General features: G+C 60.1%; 18 protein-coding genes. 8 read left to right on the top strand and 10 right to left on the bottom strand.

Annotation, left to right across the window (positions count from 1 at the left end):
* Positions 1-62 precede the first annotated feature (62 nt).
* From proC to CLV45_RS19375, 5 genes are all read right to left on the bottom strand, one after another.
* Complete coding sequence (proC, locus tag CLV45_RS19395) at positions 63-881, bottom strand: pyrroline-5-carboxylate reductase (protein ID WP_100338125.1); 819 nt, start codon at positions 879-881, stop codon at positions 63-65.
* A gap of 268 nt (positions 882-1,149) precedes the next feature.
* Positions 1,150-3,981: a tyrosinase family protein gene (locus CLV45_RS19390; protein WP_100338124.1), complete on the bottom strand. Its 2,832-nt coding sequence runs from the start codon at positions 3,979-3,981 to the stop codon at positions 1,150-1,152.
* Between the two features lie 815 nt (positions 3,982-4,796).
* Entirely contained in the window at positions 4,797-6,488 is a 1,692-nt protein-coding gene (odhB, locus tag CLV45_RS19385) for a 2-oxoglutarate dehydrogenase complex dihydrolipoyllysine-residue succinyltransferase (RefSeq protein WP_100338123.1), read from the bottom strand.
* Positions 6,489-6,592: 104 nt separating this feature from the next.
* Complete coding sequence (locus tag CLV45_RS19380) at positions 6,593-9,448, bottom strand: 2-oxoglutarate dehydrogenase E1 component (RefSeq protein WP_100338122.1); 2,856 nt, start codon at positions 9,446-9,448, stop codon at positions 6,593-6,595.
* Positions 9,449-9,653: 205 nt separating this feature from the next.
* On the bottom strand, positions 9,654-10,841 hold the full coding sequence (locus CLV45_RS19375; RefSeq protein ID WP_100338121.1) for an SMP-30/gluconolactonase/LRE family protein: 1,188 nt from the start codon (positions 10,839-10,841) through the stop codon (positions 9,654-9,656).
* 416 nt (positions 10,842-11,257) lie between these two features.
* On the opposite strand from CLV45_RS19375, the gene CLV45_RS19370 reads away from it, so the two are divergent.
* Complete coding sequence (locus CLV45_RS19370; protein WP_100338120.1) at positions 11,258-11,677, top strand: RlpA-like double-psi beta-barrel domain-containing protein; 420 nt, start codon at positions 11,258-11,260, stop codon at positions 11,675-11,677.
* A gap of 57 nt (positions 11,678-11,734) precedes the next feature.
* Here CLV45_RS19370 and CLV45_RS19365 read toward each other — a convergent pair whose 3' ends face one another.
* Positions 11,735-12,757: a hypothetical protein gene (locus tag CLV45_RS19365; protein WP_100338119.1), complete on the bottom strand. Its 1,023-nt coding sequence runs from the start codon at positions 12,755-12,757 to the stop codon at positions 11,735-11,737.
* A gap of 147 nt (positions 12,758-12,904) precedes the next feature.
* Complete coding sequence (locus CLV45_RS19360) at positions 12,905-13,306, bottom strand: hypothetical protein (protein WP_100338118.1); 402 nt, start codon at positions 13,304-13,306, stop codon at positions 12,905-12,907.
* Positions 13,307-13,446: 140 nt separating this feature from the next.
* Between CLV45_RS19360 and CLV45_RS19355 the strand changes: the two genes are divergently transcribed.
* Positions 13,447-15,303 carry a WG repeat-containing protein gene (locus tag CLV45_RS19355; protein ID WP_100338117.1) on the top strand — a complete coding sequence of 619 codons (1,857 nt, stop codon included), beginning with the start codon at positions 13,447-13,449 and terminating at the stop codon, positions 15,301-15,303.
* A gap of 6 nt (positions 15,304-15,309) precedes the next feature.
* Here CLV45_RS19355 and CLV45_RS19350 read toward each other — a convergent pair whose 3' ends face one another.
* On the bottom strand, positions 15,310-15,738 hold the full coding sequence (locus CLV45_RS19350; RefSeq protein WP_100338116.1) for a DUF6799 domain-containing protein: 429 nt from the start codon (positions 15,736-15,738) through the stop codon (positions 15,310-15,312).
* A 186-nt stretch (positions 15,739-15,924) separates the two neighbouring features.
* Between CLV45_RS19350 and CLV45_RS19345 the strand changes: the two genes are divergently transcribed.
* Complete coding sequence (locus CLV45_RS19345; protein WP_157807662.1) at positions 15,925-16,200, top strand: hypothetical protein; 276 nt, start codon at positions 15,925-15,927, stop codon at positions 16,198-16,200.
* An 80-nt stretch (positions 16,201-16,280) separates the two neighbouring features.
* Here CLV45_RS19345 and CLV45_RS19340 read toward each other — a convergent pair whose 3' ends face one another.
* Positions 16,281-17,813, bottom strand: a complete 1,533-nt coding sequence (locus tag CLV45_RS19340; protein WP_100338114.1) for a hypothetical protein — start codon at positions 17,811-17,813, stop codon at positions 16,281-16,283.
* A 186-nt stretch (positions 17,814-17,999) separates the two neighbouring features.
* Between CLV45_RS19340 and CLV45_RS19335 the strand changes: the two genes are divergently transcribed.
* The 5 genes from CLV45_RS19335 to CLV45_RS19315 all read left to right on the top strand — a co-directional run bounded on the left by CLV45_RS19335 (position 18,000) and on the right by CLV45_RS19315 (position 21,339).
* Complete coding sequence (locus tag CLV45_RS19335) at positions 18,000-18,743, top strand: hypothetical protein (protein ID WP_100338113.1); 744 nt, start codon at positions 18,000-18,002, stop codon at positions 18,741-18,743.
* Positions 18,744-18,745: 2 nt separating this feature from the next.
* Positions 18,746-19,369: a hypothetical protein gene (locus CLV45_RS19330; RefSeq protein ID WP_100338112.1), complete on the top strand. Its 624-nt coding sequence runs from the start codon at positions 18,746-18,748 to the stop codon at positions 19,367-19,369.
* Positions 19,370-19,483: 114 nt separating this feature from the next.
* Complete coding sequence (locus CLV45_RS19325; protein WP_100338111.1) at positions 19,484-19,702, top strand: CsbD family protein; 219 nt, start codon at positions 19,484-19,486, stop codon at positions 19,700-19,702.
* Positions 19,703-19,960: 258 nt separating this feature from the next.
* Entirely contained in the window at positions 19,961-20,434 is a 474-nt protein-coding gene (locus CLV45_RS19320; protein ID WP_100338110.1) for a DNA-binding protein, read from the top strand.
* A 68-nt stretch (positions 20,435-20,502) separates the two neighbouring features.
* The gene (locus CLV45_RS19315; protein WP_100338109.1) at positions 20,503-21,339 is read left to right on the top strand and encodes a DUF1206 domain-containing protein; all 837 of its coding nucleotides are present in this window, start codon (positions 20,503-20,505) and stop codon (positions 21,337-21,339) included.
* Positions 21,340-21,409: 70 nt separating this feature from the next.
* On the opposite strand, the gene CLV45_RS19310 is transcribed toward CLV45_RS19315, so the two are convergent.
* Positions 21,410-22,624, bottom strand: a complete 1,215-nt coding sequence (locus CLV45_RS19310) for an NAD(P)-dependent oxidoreductase (RefSeq protein ID WP_100338108.1) — start codon at positions 22,622-22,624, stop codon at positions 21,410-21,412.
* Positions 22,625-22,671 lie beyond the last annotated feature (47 nt).

Below are 22,671 nucleotides of genomic sequence, written 5' to 3'. Positions count from 1 at the left end.
AGCCAGCAACTGACTCAAATCTCACCTATTTCCCATTTTGAGAGTCGGTATTTTTTTTGGCTTTAGCCTTCCTTATAGAGCTTGCCCGCCTTATCGGCCGACAGTTTAATGCCTTTGATCAGGGCCGAGCTGAAGCCGTGGTGCTCCATTTCGTTGAGGCCGGCAATGGTGCAGCCCTTGGGGGAAGTCACCTTGTCAATTTCCTGCTCGGGATGGGAAGCCAATTGCAGCAGCAGGTCGGCGGCCCCTTTGGCAGTCTGGGCGGCCATCTTCAGCGCGTCGTGGGCGTGAAAGCCGATTTCGGTGCCGCCCTGAGAAGCCGCCCGAATAGCCCGCAGAAAAAACGCCACCCCGCAGGCACACAACGCCGTGGCCGAGGTCATCAGCTCCTCATTGATGCGCACGGTCATGCCCACCGTATCGAACAGCTTTTCCACCAGGGCCAGGTCATCGTCCACATCTTGGTCACTGGCAATGCAGGTCATGGACTGCCCGATGCCGATGGCCGTGTTGGGCATGGCCCGCACCACGCGCACCGGGGCGCCCACCTGAGTCCGGATATCCAGGCAGCTGACCCCGGAAATTACCGAAATAAACAGGTGCTGCTCGGGGTTAATGGCGCTGCTAATGCTGTCGAGCAGCTTGTTGAGCTGCTGGGGCAGCACGGCCAGCACCACGATGTCGGCCTGGGCCACGGCGGCCAGATTGTCGGAGGTGGTCTGGTAGCCGGCCTGGGCCAGCGGCGCCAGGGCCGCGGCGTTGCGCCGGGTCAGAGTTATGGCTTCGGGGGCCGCCATGCCCGCTTTGACCAGTCCTTTGGCCAGTGAAATTCCAATGTTGCCACTGCCCAGAATGGCAATCTTCGTCGAGGTATTTTCCATTATATCTTCATGTTAGCAGCCCTGCCGGCAGCACCACCGACTACCGGGTAGCGGCCTAACTTACTGGAAATAGCGCGGGTTTGGTATTGCAGCGCGCTTTTAATTCGAACCACGCTGGCAATGCCTCGTTATCCCCAACAACAGAACCCGCGCGCTTTCGCACGCGGGTTCTGTTCACCAGTGGTATAATTTGGCGTGCGGAGCCGGTACTCCACCGCAGCCAGGTTGGGGGGCCAATACGCGCTGGTAGTGTGCGCCAGCGGGGAGCTTAGCCCGCGGGGCGACTTTTAGGACCACAGAACCCCTGAACACACTGTCTTATCCCCTTCAGGCTGATACCCTCCCGCAGCAAGCGTTCCTCGAATTCGCGCGACAGGTTCTTGTCACTGAGCAGGCAGGTGAGCAGGTGGCACCAGTCGTCTTTGCCTCCGGCTTGCCGTGGGGGCTGGTAAGGCTGATTTCCCCCGGGCCACACTGCCGCATCTGCCGTGTGCTCCCGGGTAAAGGGCACCCCCCGCAGCGTAACGCCCCGGGCCATAATCCGGGCCCGGTAGATGCCGGGCACTGCTGCCGGGGAAACTACTTCAAAAGTTCCCGGCTCGGTTTCGGTCAGCGGTAAGGTGGTAAGCACCCCACCAGGCCGGGTCAGCTCCACCTGCACCTGCGCGCGCTGCTCCACCGGCAGTTCATATTCCCGCAGGGAGGCTCGAACGGTAAGGGCCGCCCCGGGCTCGTAGCTGTTCTGGCTGACGCCGGCCGCCATTCGCAGATTGGAATAGGTATCAATAACGACGCTGTAGCGGGCCCCGTGGGTGGCAAACGTCTGAAACTGCTGGTCCTGCCGGCGGCGCATCCGGCTGAGGGCTCGTTTGTATTCATCCCGGTTCACTTCCAGCACCACGTGCCAGGTACCGGCCTGCTCGCCGGCGGCTACGGCGACGGGTAGGGTAAAGCGGAAAAGCTTGTTCTGAGTGCCCACCACGTAGGAAATCCCCAGCCCCGCCGCATCCCCCGGCTTGATGCGGGTTCCGTTGGGCGTTTCCAGCTGCAGGTCTACCACATTCTCATCCAGCATCAGCAGAACGGTGCAATCAATGTCGGCTTCAGTGAGCCGGAAAGGCAGCCGGATAGAGGTGTCGGGGGCAATAAAGCCCGACGGGTCCAGAATAATGTCCGTGTTGGTAACGCCCGACAGGATCTGCTGGAAATACTTGCGCAGCCGGAAATAATCGTCAATGGAAGCGCTCAGCAGCCCCGTTAGCAGCAGGTAGCCGTTGGTGTTGTGGGCCAGGGCCCGCAGGGCCGTGGTATTTACCTGGCTTTCATTGCCCAGACCAATGGCAAAGGTTCGACCGTCAATGGAGCCCACCACGTCATTAATCCAGAGCGGGTTGTTTTCCAGACCATCGGTCAGCACTACTATGGCTTTCTGGTCGTAGGTTCCGGCAGGCAGAGCATTGAGGACCTGCCGGGCCATGTCCACCCCGTCGCCCACCGAGGTGTTGCCCGCGGGGTTGACCGTATGCGCGTTTGCCGCGGCAATAGCCGCCACCCGGCCCGGGTTGATATCGTCGGTCGTAATCAGCGTGACGGGCAGGCCGGGAAAAGCTGGGTCGGCCACGGCGTAGGCATTGTGGTCGAAGCGGATCAAGCCCACGCCGTTGTTCTGCCGAATGACTTCCATAAACATCCGGGCCGCATCCTTGAGCACGTCATTGCGGGAAACGCCCGAAGTGCCCGCCGGTTGGCTCATACTAGCCGACTGGTCGAGGGCCAGCACCACCGCTACCCGGGGCCGGTTGACGGCCGTGGCCTTGAGGACAAAGGCGAATTCTTTGCTGTTCTGCGGGCACTCAAACGTGACGGAGCCATCAGCTACCGGTACGCCCGCGGCCCCGGCCGTATAAGCCAGCCAGATGCGCACGTCCGTGTACAGGTTCACCCCATGATGACTGACCACGCTCCCGGAGGCCGGGTGCAGCACCGAAAAAGGGGCGTTGGGCCCGGCCCCGGCTTTCACCCGGATGGTTACGTCGCCGCAGCCATAGACACGGAAAGTAGCAGCCCGCACCGCCGTTTCCCCCGTGGGCACTTGGTTGAAGTTGAGTACCGGCGGCGTACCCAGGTTACGGACCTCGACCAACGGGGTGGCCGTGCCATTGGTATCGTAGCAGGGCGGAAAAACAATGGACGGATGGGCGTACTGGCGGGGAATGCCCTGTCTTTCGGGCTCGGCCCAGGGCCGGATGTCGTTGAACTCGCCGTGCCCCGACGACCAGGGCTCGATGTTGTGCGCCAGGTTCTGCACATGTCCCGCCACCACCACGTCGAGGTTGGTTTCGGCCCCGTACACCGTAACGGGGTCGAGGCGGTCGGGGTGGCCCGGGGTGGTTTGCCATTTTGCAAACAGGCGGTCTACGTTCGAGTGCAGCAGAAAGACGAACGGGTCCCGGAAGGAAGTATGCTGGCTGCCCATGTTTACAAAGCCGTGCATGGCATCGTGCGAACTTTCCAGCAGGTTGCGCATGCTGATATAGGTACCGGCATCGGTAATGGCGGTATTGGTAGCCACGGTTACCGGCGCCCCGTTCACCGACCGGTTGATAACCAGGGGTGGATCGGCCGGCGTGCCGCCGGCTCCGTCCCGGTGGATGGCCGCGCCCGGAGCATAATACCCGGCACCCAGCCAGGGTTCTCCCACGGGGCTGTGGGCGCTGCCGCCGTAGCCCATAAAGTCGACCGTGAACAAATTGAGCGGCCCAGTAGTACCCCCGCCCAGGTTGGCGTTCGGAATGTTGCGCGGGTCCTGGGTCCAGTCCCAGTAGTGCAGCGACAATTGCGGGTTAATTATCCGCAGCTGGGCCTCCATGTAATTGACAATCTCCCGGTGCCAGGGCACGAACTCCGGCCCCCGGTGTACGTGGGTAGCCTGGTGGATTTCGTCCATCTTAAACCACCAGCTTACGCCACCCGGAATTACGTCGGTGCGGGTGCCGGGATAGTGGCGCTGGTTCAACTCAATTAAAGCGTCGCGCAACAGGACGCGCTCCGCGGGTTCAACGTGCGCAATATTGCGCCGGATACCATCTCCAAGTGCCATAATACAACAATGTTTAGGATGAGAGAATAGGCGACTACCGGGGTAGCCTAGATAGCAATAGGGTGTGGCGGGCTCACTCGACCGGGCCGAATCAGCAGAAGAGAGGCCCTGCCAAAGCAGCCGGAGTAGGCAGGAGCGCAGGGCGGTTTTGAATGGAAATCGAACGGGAGAAAAAGGCACTCCCTTCCTGCCCCCGATGCCCAGCCACGTCGGTTCGAACGCCTTGCGGGCGGGTTGGGCTACCAGTTGCGGCGGCAGCGGTAAAGGAAGCGAACCGGCGACAGGGGGAAATGACAGGCCAAGGCCCAGTAGGTGAGCTAGGCTGCAAGCCCGGGGGTGGTTAGGGGCCACCCAGGTCCGGCATAGTATGGGTAGTGCATCAAGGGCGGATACCTGGGCCAGGCCTAGTCCAGGGTCCGCGGAGGAGTGGGCACCATTCAGGGTTGTTGCCCCTTAGGAGGCAGCAAAGACAAGTCGAACTTACTTGTCGGCGTTGAGCAGCTGGAGTATTCCCGCAGCCATTTTTTATTTCGGAGCCGATGCCAAGCGCTCAAGGCATCTCCCTGGTGCATTCGATTCTACACCAGTAATGTTATGGAACAGTATAAATGTATCTTTATTAAATCATACATTCAATCACATGTATATGTCAAGGCCACAATGCCGGGTCCTCTTTACTATCCGGTGTGCTCGAGGACAATTGAATAGAGTAGCGCCGGCCCAAATGCTTGGCATTTCCGTACTGGAAGGCACAAAAAAAGGGCGACCCAGAAATCTGGGCCGCCCTTTTGCAAAGTTGGGTGCTGTTTTAATAATTACACGCCCAACAGCAGACGCGTCGGGTCTTCGAGCAGCTCTTTCACGCGCACCAGGAACGACACCGACTCGCGGCCGTCGATGATGCGGTGGTCGTAGCTCAGGGCCAGGTACATCATGGGCCGAATTACTACCTGGCCGTTTTCGGCCACGGGGCGCTGGATGATGTTGTGCATGCCCAGAATGGCCGACTGCGGCGCGTTGATAATCGGGGTGCTCATCATCGAGCCGAAGATGCCGCCGTTGGTGATGGTAAACGTGCCGCCGGTCATCTGCTCGATGGTCAGCTTATTGTCGCGGGCCAGACCGGCCAGGCGCACCACTTCCTTCTCGATTCCCTCAAACGAGAGTTCCTCGGCGTTGCGAATCACGGGCACCACCAGGCCTTTGGGGGCCGATACGGCGATGCTGATGTCGCAGAAGTCGTTGTAGACGATGCTGTCCCCGTCGATTTGGGCATTCACGGCGGGCCACTCTTTCAGGGCTACGCACACGGCTTTGGTGAAGAACGACATGAAGCCCAGGCCCACACCGTTTTTCTCCTTGAACTTGTCCTTGAACTTGTTGCGCAGGTCCATGATGGGCTGCATGTTCACCTCGTTGAAGGTAGTGAGCATGGCCGTCTCGTTCTTCACCGACACCAGACGACGAGCCACCGTTTTGCGCAGGTTGCTCATACGCTCCTTGCGCTGGTTGCGGTTGCCGGAAGCAGCCGGAGCTGCGGGGGCAGCCGGGGCCGCCGCCGGAGCTGCGGCAGGAGCCGGCGCGGCCGGACGGGCCTGGGCGTTCAGCGCGTCTTCCTTGGTAATCCGACCATCCCGGCCCGAGCCTTGCACGTCGGCGGCCGCAATGCCTTTCTCGCCCAGAATTTTGCCGGCGGCCGGGGAAGGCGTGCCCGTAGCGTAGCTGCTGGCGCTGGCCGAATTAGAAGCCGTAGCGGCCGGCGCAACTGGCGCAGCGGCCGCCGGAGCTGCCTGCGCGGGGGCCGAAGCCGCACCGCTGCCGCCTTCAATGCGGGCAATGGTAGCGCCGATACCGATGGTTTCGCCTTCCTTCACGGCGTGGCGCAGAGTGCCGGCACCTTCGGCGGGCAGCTCAAACGTCGCCTTGTCCGATTCGAGCTCGGCAATGACTTCGTCGCGCTGCACCTGGGCGCCGTCGGGCTTGAGCCACTTGGCTACGGTTACTTCCGTAATGGACTCACCCACGGCCGGAATTTTCATTTCGACCGTCGCACCACCGCCGGCCGGAGCTGCGGCGGTCGGCGTATCGGCCGAGCCGGCCTGGGAGCCGCCGTAGCCCGACTGGTTGCTGGCCTGCGGGTTTTGCTCACCCTGGGTTACCGGGTCGGCGGCGCCGCTGTTGCCTTCCGAGCTCTTCGGGGGAGCTACTGGGTCGTTCTGGGGCTGCGCCAGCGTGGCGGCAGCACCACCGGCGGCCGGAGCCGCGCCGTTGCCGGCTCCGTCGATGCTGGCAATGGTGGTACCGATACCGATGGTTTCGCCTTCAGCTACTTTGATTTTGAGCACGCCGTCGGTTTCGGCGGGCAGCTCAAACGTGGCCTTATCGGACTCCAGCTCGGCAATAACTTCGTCGCGCTTGACCGTGTCGCCGTCCTGCTTCAGCCATTTGGCAATGGTCACTTCGGTGATGGATTCGCCGACGGCGGGGATTTTAATTTCCAGACCCATAGGTGGGAAGTTGAGGGGTTGTGATGCCAGCAAGCCGGCAAATCGTTGAACTCTAAGGCAGCGGCTAAGCTAACGACGCTGCTGAACCGGAACAAGTAGTTAGCCTACGCGTCCTGGCTCTTATCGGCCACGGCCACGGCTCCTTTGATATTGGAGTCGGCTACTTCTTCGCGGGGCTTGTCGAAGGCGCGGGCCACGAGCTCCTTCTGCTCCTTGACGTGCACCTTGTTGTAACCGGTGGCGGGTGAGGCCGAGGGCTTGCGGGCAATAACGTCTTCCAGCTCGCGGCGCATAAAGCGCAGCAGGTAGTTCCAGTAGCCCATGTTTTCCGGCTCTTCCTGCACCCAGTAAAGCTTGGCCTTGGGGTACTTGGCCAACTCGGCGTCGAGCTGCTTCTTGGGGAAAGGGTGCAGCTGCTCCAGGCGTACCAGAGCTACGTCGGTGCGGCCCGACTTCTGCTGCTCTTCCAGTAAATCGAAGTAGACTTTGCCCGAGCACAGCAGCACGCGCTTCACCTTTTTGGCGTCGGCGTACACGTCGCCGAGCACCTCGCGGAACGAGCCCGAGGTAAATTCCTCGACCGGCGACACGCACAGCGGGTGGCGCAGCATCGACTTGGGCGACATCACCACCAGGGGCTTGCGGAAGCTCCAGGTCAGCTGCCGGCGCAGGGCGTGGAAGAAGTTGGCCGGCGTGGTCATGTTGGCCACGATGATGTTATTCTCGGCCGCCAGCTGCAAAAACCGCTCGGGGCGGGCGTTGGAATGCTCCGGGCCCTGGCCTTCGTAGCCGTGGGGCAGCTGCAGCACCACGCCGTTCATGCGCTGCCACTTGCTTTCCGACGACACGATGAACTGGTCAATCATGGTCTGGGCGCCGTTGGCGAAGTCGCCAAACTGCGCTTCCCAGATAACCAGGGCCGTGGGGTTGGCCATAGCGTAGCCGAATTCAAAGCCCAGCACCGCGTACTCACTCAGCAGCGAGTTGTAGATGCTTAGCTTTTCCTGGCCTTCGCCGATGTAATTGAGCGAGTTGTAGGGCGCCGAGGTTTCGGCGTCGTGCAACACGGCGTGGCGGTGGGAGAAAGTACCGCGCTGCACGTCCTGCCCGCTGACGCGCACAATGTGCTTTTCGCTCAGCAAGGAGCCATAGGCCAGCAATTCGCCGGCGGCCCAGTTGAGCACCCGCGTCTCGAAGAACATCTTCTTGCGCTCCTCCATCAGCTTTTCAATCTGCTTCAGCGGGCGGAAGCCTTCGGGCAGCGTGGTCAGGGCCTTGCCCACCTGCTGCACTACTTCTTCACTGATACCGGTTTCGGGCGACTGTTCGAAGTCCTCGGGCTTGGAGCGGCGCAGGCTGCGCCACTCGTTTTCCAGGGCCTGGTAGTTGTAGGGCAAGGGCTTCTGCTTCACCATATCCAGGCGGGCCTGCAGGGTTTCGCGGAACTCCTTGTCCATCTGGGCAGCCAGCTGCGCATCTACGTCGCCGCGCTGCACCAGCGTCGCGTTATAGACTTCGCGCGGGTTCTGGTGCTTGCTGATGATGTTGTAGAGCGTGGGCTGGGTGAATTTGGGCTCATCCGACTCGTTGTGGCCGTGGCGGCGGTAGCACACCATATCAATGAAGATATCGGCGTGGAACTGCTGGCGGTACTCGGTAGCCAGGCGCACAGCAAACACCACGGCCTCGGGGTCGTCGCCATTTACGTGCAGCACCGGCGCGTCGATAATCTTGGCCAAATCGGTGCTGTAGATAGACGAGCGGGCGTCCTCGAAGTCGGTAGTAAAACCAACCTGGTTGTTAATCACGAAGTGAATCGTGCCCCCGGTTTTGTAGCCTTCCAGCTGCGACATCTGGGTCAATTCGTACCCAATGCCCTGACCCGCCAGGGCCGCGTCGCCGTGGATGAGAATGGGCAGAATCTGGTGGTAGTCGCCGCCGTACTGGTGCTCAATCTTGGCCCGCACGAAGCCTTCCACCACGGGGTTCACCGCCTCCAGGTGGGACGGGTTGGGCGCCAGCTTCAGGTTCACTTTGCGGCCGCCTTCCGTATCGACTTCCGACGAGTAGCCCATGTGGTACTTCACGTCGCCGTCGCCCATGGTCAAGTCCGGCACGGCCGTTCCCTCGAATTCCGAGAAGATCTGCTCGTAGGTTTTGCCCATGATGTTGGCCAGCACGTTGAGGCGGCCACGGTGGGCCATGCCAATCATGACCTCGTTCACGCCCAGCTCGGAAGCCTTGTTGATAATGGCGTCGAGAGCGGGAATCGTCGTTTCGCCACCTTCCAGGGAGAAGCGCTTCTGCCCCAGGAATTTGGTGTGCAGGAAGTTCTCGAAGACCACGGCCTCGTTGAGCTTCTTCAGGATCCGCTTTTTGTAGTCAACGCCGGGGTTGAAGGCCAAGGAATCCTTCTCGACTTTGGCCCGGAACCAGTCCAGAATCTGCGGGTCGCGGATATACATATACTCGAAGCCAATGCTGCGGGTATAGATTTTCTCCAGGGCCGAAATAATGTCGCGCAGCTTGGCGCCGGCACCGAGGCCGATAGCCTCACCGTTTTTGAACGTTGTGTCCAAATCGGCTTCGCTCAAGCCGAAATCAGCAATGTCGAGACGGGCTTTGCGGTCCTTACGCTCCCGCACCGGGTTGGTTTTGGCGCGCAAATGGCCGCGGCTGCGGTAGGCGTGAATCAGGTTACTGACCTGAGTTTCCTTGTCGGCCGATACCGTATCCACGGCGCGAATCTGGCCGGCGCCATCGGTGGAGGCATTCGTGCTGAGCACGCCGGAGCCAACAACCTGGGCTTCCCCGTCGGCAGGATACTGCTGGGAGAAGTCGAAGCCTTCGAAGAATTTGCGCCAGCCGAAGTCTACCGACTCGGGGTCGGCCTGATAGGCTTTGTAAAGCTGGTCGATGTAGTCGCCATGGGCATTGGCGATGTAAGAGTAAGCGTCCATGCGGGTAGGAGCTAAGTGATGTGGCGTAAATGTATTACGCTTCACAATAAGGCAAAAACCTAAATTCGATTACGCAAATATGCCTGTATTTCACAAGCTTATTTTTCGCAACGTCGGTTTGGGCATATTGGTGCCGGTCAATCTATTCAAAATAAAGCGCAAAGCTTTCCAGTGGATTCGGAAAGCTTTGCGCTTCAGTCGTTTATTATTTAGGCAGGGCCAACTTAAAAATCCGGTAGGGCTGGTTCTGTTTGCCGACGCCTTTGTTCCAGGTCGGCGTTTTGTGGATGGCGGAAGTCGTGACGTACATCGAGCCGTCGGCGGTGAAGGCAAAGGTATCGGGCCACTCCAGGCGGGGGTCCTGTACCACGGCTTCAATCTTGCCATCCGGCGTGCGACGCTTGATAGAGTGGTCTTCGAAGGTGGTCAGGTATAGGTTGTTGGCAGCGTCGATTTCCATTCCGTCGCAGGCCGGCACTTTGCCTAAGTCTTCAATCTGCTGGGCAAGCTGGGCATCCGACAAGGCCGGGTTGCGCAGAGCTTCGGTTTTGATGCGGTAGAGCTTGTAGCTCGTCAGGGGCTTCCAATACAGATACTGCAGGTCCTGGCTCAGGGCAATACCATCGGCGTTGAAGCGGGCCCGCTTACCGGTAGCATCAATCATTTCGTGGCCGTCGGCCTTAATGTTGAGCGTAGTGTCGCCCATCATGGAAGGATGCATGGCCAGCAATTTGCGCGCTTTGCCCGACTTCAAATCCACGACTACCAGGCTACCCACACCCGACTCGGTGATGTAGGCGTAGTTGTTCTGGGTATCGATGCGTACGTCGTTGAGGTAGGATTTGCGCGAGGCTACGTTTTCCGGAATGCTGATATTCAGCACCACCTTGTTGGTCTTGGGGTCAATCTTGACCAGCTTCGGACCGCCGGGCACGGTACCTTTCAGGCCGGGCGAGGCCGGGTCGAGGACCCAGAGCATACCCGTTTTGTCGGCGTGCACACTCTGCGGGCAAATCCAGTGCTTTTGGGGCTCGTTGCGGACCGTCTCATTCCACAGGCACCAATTGGAATCGGGGTATCCTTTTACGGAGCCATCCTTGCCAATTTCGGCGATGGGCGCCACGGGGTTGTCGTCCCAGCGGGGAAAGTCGCCGAACACGCGGCCATCGGGCAGCACGGCTACGCCCACAATCTGGGGCTCCCGAAACTCGGCCACGACCTGCAAGGGCGAGTTGGCTGGGGCCGCCGGGCCATTGATAGCCGTCGAATCGGCGGCGGCGGCGGGGCCTGAGCTGCCCGCGGGCTGGGATGGGGAAGAGCAGCTGACGGTAAGGCAAGCCACGAGCAGCGCGCAGCTGCTTGGTCTTAATAGGAATTGTGCGAAAGAGGACATAACAAAGAATTCTAGGGTTTTGGAAAGTAGCAAGCGAGATCAAACAGGTCGTATACCTGGACTATTGCTTACGACATGCCGCTCCCTGGGTTTATCCTTTGGAAAGTTAGAAGTAGTACTTTTTGCAGTAGAGCTTGCTTTTACGGCAATTCATTATTTGATTTACACTATAATTTATTAATTTTGTCTATATTTATCTTCTCTTCGTTCGACTTATTCTCCCGGCTCGGTAACCTTTTCGCCTAGTTGAGAGTTAACCCCATCTTGCCCGCCTTCCATATAGGCAACCCATTCTCTTCGGGTCTGAAGAAGAGTCCACCAACCTAACCGTCATGTCTATTGCGTTAGTCCTACTGACCCTCCTTTTCCCCCCGCGGCCCATTTTTTCCGCAGCTCTTCCTTCTACTGTTGCTCATTTGAGCCCCCGCACAGTAGCTTTCGTTTCGGCCCCCATCATTGCCAAACGTCCACCGCGTCGCCTGCCTATTTACACCGTTACGGCTACTATTTACGAAGCCGACGCCCGGCAGACGGATTCCGAGCCCTTCATCACGGCCGACAACTCCCGCATTCCCCGGCGGCACTCCAGCAAAATGCGGTGGATGGCCCTGTCGCGCGACCTACTCAAGCCCTGGGGCGGCGACTTTGCCTTCGGCGACTCGGTTCGCGTCACCGGAATTTCCCCCAAGCTCGACGGCAACTACATCATCCACGACACGATGAACCGTCGGCACCGCCACTGCATGGACATCCTGGCCGCCAAGTCGGAGCACCTGGACGAAATGTGGAAAAACGTCAAGATTACGAAAGTCGAGCCCCAGTGGCACGCCAGCTAAACTACTTTACACCAAGCACTTGCTGTTAGTTTTGCTGCACTATTCGGCTGCAACGCCTTATTGGGCGGCGGAGTCAGCCAAGCCGTTCCAACGCTCCAGGGTGAGCGGCTCGCCTTCCCGATCATAGAGGTAGCTCAGTGGTTGCCGCGGGTCCCGCATGATTTCGGTGTAGGGAATCTGCCACCGTTTCCACATTTCCTGCAAAGAGGTGCCGTAGGCCGAGTTTTCCCAGGGGTTAAAAATCTCGCGGGTTACGTCGTCAATCAGCGTATCGAACACCAATTCAGTGTCACCGGGCTGCACGGGCCGGGGAAAATAGTCGGGCACCACGTTTAGCAGGTAGGCGCCGTAATACACCCGGGCCTTGAACTCGGCCACCTGAATGGGATGCAGGGGCCGTTGGGCATCCCGGTACACCCGACCCATGGCCTGACGCAGCAACCCATTGTCAATCAGGCAGCTGACCAGCACCGTCTCGTCGAGCTTGATGCTGAACGTCATCGTGCTCAGGTCGTCGTCGTACTCGAAGGGAATTGTGTCTTCCCCGGGGGCAGCGTCGAGTAGGAAGATAGAGGCCGGCGTGAAGTCTTCGTACACGATGGGTACGCGCAGGGCCTGAAACACTTGGAAAAAGCACTGCAGCTTACGCAGCAGCTGGGTGTTTTCGGCCAGCGGGTAAAGCGGCTTCACCAACGGGTCCAGCTCGTTGAGAATTTCGAGCAGCATCACCCCGTAGAACATTTTGCCCAGCCACAGAAACAGCGTCTTCTCGTCGAGGCTGCGTATGGCCTGAGGCCCGGCCTGCACAGCCTGAGCCACGGTGTGCTCCAGGGGCTCCACGTGCTGCTGCCGGCACTCGGCGCAGCAGGGCATGCGCAGCTCATGGTAGGCTAGCACACTCTGGTCGAGCAACTTGATCTGCAAGTCGGCCAGCTGGTAGCGTTCCAGCAGCCACTGGTCGAACACCAGCACCGAGTCGGACGGGGCCGGCGTGGGCGTGCCGCACAGAAAGCAATGCTGGGCGAAGCGCATACCCGTGAACGGGTCGTAGAGCGAGAGGTCGGGCGTGGTGGCGGGCATAAGCGGCACGAGAAAATGAAGGCGCAAAAGTACGGCACCCCCGGCTGGTATCCGCCATTGGCTGGCAACTTCGCTTGGGATGCGCCTAACAACCAAAAGCCTCCGCCAGTGTTTGGCGGAGGCTTTTGGTTGGGTAACAATCCGGAACTAGCGGGAAAGTGAGGAACCCATTTTGATTAGGAGCTTGCCCAGCTGGGTGAGCGGGCCGCTGTAGTCGTCGGAGGTTTCATCGGCGACCTTCACCGTTTCGGCCCCGAGCGTGGCCAGCGTTTCGGCAATGTCGTGAGCGGCGGTATCGGGGGTGCTGAGTTGCTGGTTGAGCGTGGCCAGCTCCTGGATAATTTTGGCCAGGCCAGGCCGCTCAGAAGCCCTTAGGACCTGCTCCCACCGGTCAATTTCGCCCAGGCCGCGCTGGTCGGCTTTCTCGGGCACCCCGCTGTTGAGCAAAGCCAGCGTATCATCGAGCAAAGCGGAATTTTGCTGGTCGGTTACGTCCAGCGGCACGGTGGGCGTGGGAGTATTTTGGGGCGTAGGCGCAGTGGAATCCATGGGAGTAGAGCAAATAAGGCGAAAGATCTTACCTGCTATACTGGCTTCTTTGCAGAAAAGTTAAGTCACCACTGCCGGGCTACTTTCGTACACTGCGCCCACCCCTCCTCCCCGGCCCCGGCCGAGGCTCCTGCTTTTTTATGTTGCACGCCGTCATTCTTAGTCCCTTCTCCTGCCCAGTCCGCCACGAGCAGTTTGAAGCCGTACGCGCGGCCCTGGCCGCCGAGCCCAACGCGCCGGCCACGCTGCTGCTGGGCAACTGGCCTTTAGCCGAGAAAGAAGTAGTGGATGCGGTGGTGCTGCGGCCCCACCTGATAACGCTGCTGTTGCTGGAGCCCCGGGGCGGGCAGCTCACCATCCGCGACTTTGCCCACGCCGCCTGGCAGCTCGACGGCACCCCGCTCACCAGCGCGGGCGGGGCCGACAACCCCTTTCAGCAGTTTGTGCAGCAAAAAGCCGCGCTGGCCCGGGTGTTGGCGCCGTTCCTGGCACCCGGTCAGGCCAACCTCAACTTTATCAGTGGCCTGCTGCTGTTTGGGGAGCCAGTTGGGTTTGGGCCGGAAGTAGAGGCGAGACTGAATGCCGAGCCAGCGGCCAACAACTTTCAACTGCTGGCCGACCCCAGCCGTTTTACCCGCCGCCTGGCCCAGCTGGCCACGCCCCACATTGAGCTTACGCCAGCCGATTTAAAGTACTTAGCCGCTGAGCTGGCGGCGGCCACTCCAAGTACTGCCGCGGCTAACCGGCCAGCCCCTGAGCCGCCGATAGAAGCTGATGCTCACCACCCCTTCTGGCAGCAGAAAGCCGCCCAGCTCTGGCGGTGGCTAGGAGCCGAAGACGTTGCTGAGCTGGATGACGCACCCTACGGATTTGCGGAAACCAGCCTAGCGGCCCGCAACCAGGAAAAGCAGGAGCTGGAACAGCTGCGGGCCACGATGCAGCAGGAACTAAGTGCCCAGCTGCGGGCTATGGAGGCCCGGGAGGCGGAGCGGGAAAAAAGCATTGCTTACTTACGGGAGCAGCTGGCGGCCGCCCCGGCCGTGGCACCCGAGGCGGCCGTGCTCCAGGCGCGCCTGGCCGCCGAAAACCGTGAAAAAGACGCCCTGGAAACTGCCATCCAGACTTCCCGGGCCGAATCGGAGGAGCGTAACCGGGCGCTGGACGCCAAGATCCAACAGCTCGAGCAGCTGATGCGTCGCCTTGAAACTCACCCGGCAGCGGGAGCAGCCAGCGCCGCCGCGCCAAGCCCGGCCGCAACGGCACCAGACCAGCCGCGGCGGCCGTTGAGCTTTCGGCAGCTGCGGGCCTGGCAGCGGCGCCTGCCCCGCCTGGCGGCCCTGGGCACGGGAGTATTGGCCATGGTCATGGTCGGGAGCGGGATTAAGTCCCTGACGGCGGGGCCACCGACGCGGTTTGGGCAGGGTAGCACATGGGGGTTGCTCGCTGCAAACGGCGATACGCTGGTTCCGGCGCGGTATCAGGCCATCGGGGAGTTTCAGGACGGCCGGGCCGTGGTGGAGCAAAACGGCAGTTTCGGCTTTGTCGACGAGAAAGGCCAGCAAGTACTGCCCCCTACCTACGACGCGCTAAACCCCTACCACGACCAGTACGCCCGGGTCCGGATTGGCAACACCTACACCTTTATTGATGAGGACGGGCAGGAATTTAGTCAATATTACTACAACGCCCGGGACTTTGCCGAAGGCCACGCCGCCGTACTCGATTACCGCGGCTGGTTTTACATCACCGGCCCCGAGGCCCCGCCCCAGGCCCCGAAGCTGTTTCGGGAGGCTTACTCCTTTCATAAAGGCTTGGCGCGGGTGCGCTTGGCCGATGGCTATACCTTTATTACCAAAGACTACCTGCGCAACCCCGAGGCCGATACCAAGCCCTTCGGGCGCTACGCCCGCGCCACCGACTTCAGCGCGGGCAAGGCCCAGGTAACCCAAAACGGCCGCACGTTTTACATTGATGCAGACGGTGACGAAGTGGAATAAGCAGGTCTAATGATGATGCTTAGGACCTTTGCCGTGCTTTTTCTTTTTGAAATGCCCCCGGCCCCGGTGCTTGTCCGGTTTGCCTGCCGGCGGCGGCCGGTAGCCAGCGGGTAGGACAAACGGCCCAGCCGGCGCCCCGGTTCGGGGTGAAGTAGCGAGTTGGAGTTTACCCTGCGCGCCTACCCTAACGTCCACCACGGCCCCGGCCAAATTGCAGCCCTGCCCTTCGGCTAGCTCCGTGCGCTGCCCGCTGCGGCTTACCACAACTCCATCGGGCGTGACGACGCGGCCGTTGGGCAGGCGCACGTCCTGGGTCATGGGCCGCTTCACGCCGTTGCGAATAATGTACATCGTGCCATCCAGCCGCTGAAATCCGTCGTTATCCGCCCGGCCCTGGCCAAGGCTAGCAGCCGGTAGCAGCAGGATGTTCAACAAAACCCAGAGGCAAAAACAGGAAAGCGACGTATGCAAAGCAGTAAGAATGAAGAAAGGTGAACCCAGTACGACTGGGGCCCAGCGCAAGTTTTCAGCCATTTTCTGGCCGGCCGGTGGGTTACTTCTGAGCTTTGGCCGTATGAAAGCGCACCTAATCTTCTAATCTAATTCCTTTTAGCCATGAAAATGTCTTTCAAAGCTCTGTTCGTTGCCGCTGCTGCCTGCGCCATGTTCGCCACCACTTCCTGCTCGGAGAAAACCCAGGAAAACGCTGAAGCCACGACGGAAAGCGCCGCTACCGACGCTGCCAACAACACCCAGGACGCCGTAAACGGTGCTGCTGAAGCTACCAACAATGCCGCTGAAGAAGTGAAAGCCGACATGGCTCCCGAGAAAGGCGACACGGCCGTAGTAGTAAACAAAGAAGCCGACAAGCTGGTCGAGGAGACTCCCAAGAAGTAGTTTCTTCGTCTTGCTTGATTCATAAAAAAGGCCCGTGCTGTTACAGCACGGGCCTTTTTCGTGTAGCTGGTAGTCTCTGCCTACCGGGCCGCCGGGGCCGAGAGTTCCAGCAGGACGTCGTAGTAGGGCCGGCCGACGGCCCGGGATTTCAGCCAGGCGTAGAAGCTCATGGCGTGCAGGTCTTCGCGCTCCAGAGGCAAAAAGTCGGGCAGGGCTTCCATCCGGGCCACGAAGCCGGGCTTGGTGGGCGCCGCCGGGTCGTCGATAATTTCGCGGACCAGGGCCAGGTAGCTGAGGATGTAGTGGTAGTCGCCGCCCTCGTCGCCGAGCCGCTCGCGCAGCACCCGCTCAATGGCCCGCAGGCGGTTCAGGGCCAGGTCGGGGTTGCCCATTTCCAGCTGCACCAGCATTTCGCCCAGGCTCTTATTGAACACCCACTCCAGGCCCATCTGCTGCTCGCACCACCGGTCGGAGCGGCCGATGCCGATGAGGACCTGATTGGTTTTGTTGAATTTACCCTCGGCGAAATAGTGAAAGCCCAGCCCCAGCCGGGCCGTGAGCTGGTCGCGCGGGTTGAGCACCACGTCCCGGCCCTTGAGCACTTCCTCCAGCAGCTGAATACTCTCGGTGTTGCGGCGCAAAAAGGCGTAGTTGGCAGCCAGCAGGAAAGTATACTTGGGCACGAAGTCGGCGTAGTGCCCGCGCGGCCCGGCGTACAGGGCCGTGCGCAGCTGCTCCAGGTACTCGATGGACTCGGTGAAGCGGCGCGTGCGGTAGAGCCCGTGCGCAATCATGTAGAGTAGGTTGAGCTGGTAGTAGCGGTGGGAAGAGGCAAAGCCGTGACGCTTTTCCATGAGCTTGTAGCACCGAATCACGAAGGGCGTGAAGGAGGCAAAGTCGCGGCGGGCCAGCATGGCGCTGCGGGCAATGGCCATGAGGCGGTAGAGCAACGAGGGCCGGCGGGCAAAGGCCTCCTGCAGGTCGTACTCGCGCAGCACTTCCTGCATAATCCCGTCGAACGACTCCCCGGCCCGGCCCCGCACCCGGGCCTCGCGCAGGCGCTGCCGAATGAGGCTGTGAGCAATACCGGCCCGCTCTTCTTCGTCGGCGGCCTTTTTGTTGAGGTTGCGCCGCTTGATTATCTCGTGCAGGTCGTCGGCGTACTCACTTTCGGCCTGGGCAATCTGCAGGTTGTAAATCGTGTTGAGCAGCTCGTACTGCTCGTTGGCCTGGGCCTGCTTCTCGGCCTTGCGCAGTGTGAGCCAGGCCAGGCGCGGGATACCGGCCTCAAACAGGTACTGGGCCAGAGTCAGCTGCCCGCGCACAGAAGAAGCCGCCGTCGGGTCTTGCTGGCGCTGGCGCAGCAGCAGAAAGTCGGTGACGTGGCGCATCAGGCGCTTGCGCAGGGCGTAGTAGGCCACCGTATTGGGCTCCTCCGGGTAGAGGCGGGCTACGAGCTCCTCGGTATCATATTCCTTCTGGTGCAGCAGCAGCTCATACAGGCGGGAGTCCATTCGGCCCTTCTGTTTTTTGCGCTGGCGCTGAATAAAGCGGCCAAAATCCTTGCGGTCTTCGGCCGAGAAAGTGGCGAGGGTCGTGCGTAAGTCATCCATGGGGTAGAGCGAAGATGTAAATAAATCTATAAAGTCGAATTATTAATACATAACGACCTTAATATCAAGTATATATTTTACTATTTAACTTATTTCAAAAATCCCCAACCCTTAAAACGTGGCTAGTAAACGCCCAGCTTATCCTTGCATCTTTCGGATACAAATTTTCACTCTTACTACCACACCATGCAACGAACCCTACTCACGCTTTTTCTCGTCCTGCTGGGTTTTGTGGCCCAAGCGCAGGATGTCCTCACCAAGCAGAATGGGGAGGAAGTCCAGGTCAAGGTACTGGAAATTACGCCCTCGGAGGTGCACTACAAGCGTTTTGACTACCTGGACGGCCCGCTGATTATCGTGCCCAAAGCCGACGTCTTTATGATTCGGTACGCCAATGGCACCAAGGAGCTATTTGGCACATCGGCGGCCCCAATGGGCGCGGGGCCCGGCAAAACCAGTGCGGCTCCCGGCCCGGTAGTACCCGGCGACGAAGAATCGGCCTACGACGAGGTGCATCTGGGCGGCCCGCGCATTGGCGTTACGCTCTTAAGCGGCGGTGTGGCCGACAAGGCCCGGTCGGAACACGACATCAAGCCCTTTCTGACCCAGTTTGGTTGGCAGTTTGAAACCCGGATTTTCCGCCTGCCCAATGGTACGTCGGGGCTGGTCGAGTTTGTGCCGCTAATTGGGGGGTTAGAGCAAAACAAGTTTGTGCCCAGCCTGAATGCGTTGATTGGCATCCGCGGGCCCAAGGGTCTGGAATTTGGTCTGGGTCCCAACGTGACGCCGATTAGTGCCAGCATTGTGCTGGCGGCGGGCACCAGCTTCCGCTCCCACGGCGTCAACTTCCCGGTCAACTTTGCGGTGGTGCCCGGCAACGGCGGGGCCCGCTTCAGCTTGTTGTTTGGCTTTAACTCCCGCCGTAACTAGCTATGGCACGCTCCTTTACTTTAAGCCTCAAAACGCTGCTGCGGACGGGGGCCCTGCTGCTGAGTGGCCTGTTCAGCCAGACGGCCCACGCCCAGCACGACGTTATTTTGCGCGCCGACGGGCAGGAAATCAAGGCCAAGATTCTGACGGTGAGCCCCGAAAACATTCGGTATGTTCGCTCCGATACGGTTAGTACCGATACCCTGCAGATTGCCACCGCGCAGGTTTTTCTGTTGCGCTACGCCAATGGAGTCCGGGAGCTGGTGCACCCCCCGGCCGTGAGTAATTCCACAGAAATTCCCCGCGCGGAAGCCATCAGACTGGGTGCAGCTGATGCCCGCAAATATTTCCGGGCGCCCGGGGCCTTCTGGGGCACGTACGGGGCCACGCTAGCCAACCCCATGGCCGGGGTGGTCACGGGGGTAGCCGTGGGCAGCACCCGCCCCCCCGCGCACAACCTAATCGTATCCGACCCGAATTTGCTGCAAAACCCGGACTACGTGCGCAGCTACCGTAACCAAGCCCAAAATAAGAAGCTGGGTAAGGCCGCCGCGGGGTTTGGAGTGGGCATGGCTACGTGGGCCGTGGCAGTGGTCTATTTATTAAGCATTACCACGCACTGGTAACAGCTGGGCAGGCCGCCGCTAAGATCAGCCAATAATAGTTGAGCTCTTTCTTAACTCAACCATTGGGCTTGCGTAGTAGGATAAACTGTTTTTTCCAACCAACCCACACCCACCATGGACTTAAACAACAATAACTTCGACGACAAAACCGAACTGCGGGCCCGCGGCAACTGGAACGAAATCAAAGGCAAAGCCAAGCAGCAGTGGGGTGACCTCACCGACGACGACCTGGACTATCAGGAAGGCAAGCAGGATGAGTGGCTTGGCCGGCTCCAGGAAAAAACCGGGCACGCCATCGACGACTTGAAGAGCTGGTTTAACCGCCACTTGTAAGCCCCTAGCATAAAGCAAAAGAGTCCCGGGTCCGATAAATTTTATCGGGCCCGGGGCTCTTTTTTATTGCTCAGAAGGTTTATATATAGTATTCTGACGATTGAAAGCAGCATCTCCCCTCTCTAACGTAACATTTTAGCGTTTACGGCTGAGCAACTTATGGTTATTGGCCCCGAAGAACTTCGCAAACTAGGCAACGCCGCTCTACTGGGATTGTCGAAAACGGCATTTTTTTGCTCGCGGCATTATCCCAGCAGCGTGGAGCACCCCACGTATCTGTGGGCGTTGGAGCAACGGGCCGCCGGGTGCTGCATTATCTCGGGCTTTCACTCCATGCTGGAGCAAAGCGTGTTTCGGTATCTGCTGCAGGGACCCGAACAGCCCATTATCTACGCGCTGGGGCGCGGAATTCAGCCCAACCTCCGCCTTGAGTACGAGCCCGAGGTGACGGCCGGCCGCCTGCTGTTTATCACGCTCTTCGAAGCTGAGGTGCAAACCGTTACGCAGGACACGGCCGATATTCGCAACCTGCTGGTGGCCGATTTAGCCGACCAGATCTTTATTCCCTACATGGCTCCCCACGGCAACCTGACCCGCCTACTGCAAAACGTGGCGGCTCAAGGCAAGCCCATTCTAACGCTCGACATCCCCGAAAACCGGCCGCTGCTTGAGCAGGGCGCCACGCTGTTTTACCCGAGCGGCATACTGGGGCGGCAGAGCCAGCGGCTTTGAGGGAGGAGGTTGTACCCAAACTGTGGACGGGTTCGTAAGCAGGAGCCACACTCAATCTGCCTACGACTATGACTTCCCTTTCCTCTGCTCTTCCCCACCCCTCGCCCAGCCAGGGCATCCGCACTCTGGCCCGGTTTGGCTTCGCGGCTAAAGGCGCCGTGTATCTTACGATGGGCATTCTGGCCCTGCTGGCGGCTACTGGCCAGCAGGGCGGCAAAACCACCGACAAGCAGCAGGCCGTGCAGGCCATCCAGGACCTGCCGATGGGCCGCTTCCTGCTCGGCCTGATTGCGCTGGGCCTGGCCGGGTACGTTATCTGGCGCTTCACCCAGGCCCTGCGCGACACCGAGAATAAAGGCCACGGCGCCAAAGGTATTGCCCGGCGCATCGGCTACGCGGCCAGCGGCTTGTTTTACGTAGCTCTGGCTTTTTACGCGGGCAAAGCAGCCTGGCAAAACACGGCTGTGAGCAGCGCCGGCGGCAGCGGCAACTCCAAGCAGTCGATGGTGCAAACCTTGCTGGAGCAGTCGTACGGGCCCTGGCTGTTGGGCGCTATTGGGCTGTTTATCATCGGTACGGGTATTTACCAGATCTGGCGGGCCTATTCGGGTAAGTTTGCCAAGCACGTCAACGCCAGCCAGCTGCCGGCCAACCAGCAGCAAATTGTGTTTCGCACCGGGCAGGTGGGCTACACGGCCCGGGGCATCGTCATGGCCATTATCGGCTACTTTTTCGTGCAGGCGGCCCGCCACTCCAATGCCGGCGAGGTAGACGATACCGAAGGCGCCTTCGATTTGCTGAGCAGCATGGGCCCGGCCGTGCTGGGCGTGGTAGCCGTGGGCCTCATCGGCTACGGCGTTTACCAGATTGTGCAGGCTAAATACCCGGTACTCAACGGGGTGTAGCGCTGCTTCGCAACTTCAACAAAAAGGCCCGCTCTGTGAGCGGGCCTTTTTGTTTTACCGGAGCCGAGCCTTAGTCGGCCACATAGTCGCTCAGGTACTGGTAGCGGGGCGTGAGCTGGCCGCCGCGGGCAATGGTAGCCCGCTCGATGACTTCGTCGGCGTCGTCGCTAAGCAGGTGGGGAAACACGTTGTCGAGCAGCTGGCGGCCAAAGTCCCGGGAGGCGTTGCGGGGCAGCTCACAGGGCAGGTTATCCACGGCCATCATGGTGATGTTGCCGGGGCGGGAACAGGGCTCCTCCAGCTCCCCGGTCTGGGGATTGTAGTCAAACAAGGGCTTCTGAATGCTGCTGCTGCGCTTGGTGCACGGAATAGACCCGTTCACGTCGCAGGTCACGTCGGCAATGGTGTTGATGCGGAATTCCGGCTTACGGGTGTCTTCCTCTTCAAACAGCTTGGGCGCCGTGGGGTGCCAGTAGGCGCAGGCAATGAGCAGGTCCGTTACGGGCAGAAACTTGTCGAACGTGCTCTTGTACAGCTCGGGGTGGCGGTGAAAGTCGGGCGTGTCCCACACCCGGCCGTCGATACGGGCATTGTAGTCGGAGCTGCGCAGCTGGGCGTACACGGGCTCCTTGAAGTCGAGATACAGATAGTCGTACACGCTGACTTTGCGGATGCCCATCCGGTCGAGTACTTCCAGGGCGCCTTGCGCTACGCGGCCCGAGCCGGTTACGGCAATCTTGATGGGCGGCAGCTTTTTGACCTTGAAAAACTCCTCCTGCATGTCGTCCATGTCCACGCACTGGTAGGCGGGCTTGAGGCGGTAGAGCTCGTGCTTGCGGCCGTAGGTCAGCAGGCCATTATAGGCTCCCACAATGCCGGCGTAGCGCCCGAAGGCCACGATTCGCTCCCCGTGGGCGTTGGTCAGCATTTCGTAGTCAATCAGGGTAATGTTCTTCCGCAGAATGGCCCGCAGCAGCTCCCGGTTGGCGGGCTGCTTTTTCACCGTGTGCGAAAAGAACATATACGTTTTATCCGTAATCAACTGACTCACTGGCACTTCCTTGACGCCCAGCAGAATATCACACTGGCTCAAATCGGGGCTGACCTGAATGCCCAGGTCGCGGTATTCCTGGTCGGAATAGCTGCGCACGGCGCTTTCCTGCACCACCACCGTCAGGCCGGGAAAGGTGGCCTGGGCTTCCACGCACTTCTTCGGGGTCAGGGGCACGCGTTTGTCGGGCGGATTTTTGCCTTCGCAGATAATGCCAAGGGTAACATTTCGCATGGGTTTGGGGTTGGGTGGTAGCACGTTGGGTAGGAAGGAATTCGGGT

The organism is Hymenobacter chitinivorans DSM 11115, from assembly GCF_002797555.1.
In the GTDB taxonomy this organism is placed as follows: domain Bacteria; phylum Bacteroidota; class Bacteroidia; order Cytophagales; family Hymenobacteraceae; genus Hymenobacter; species Hymenobacter chitinivorans.
Note: the sequence above shows the minus strand (reverse complement) of the source record. Positions and strands in the feature narration are given on the sequence as shown.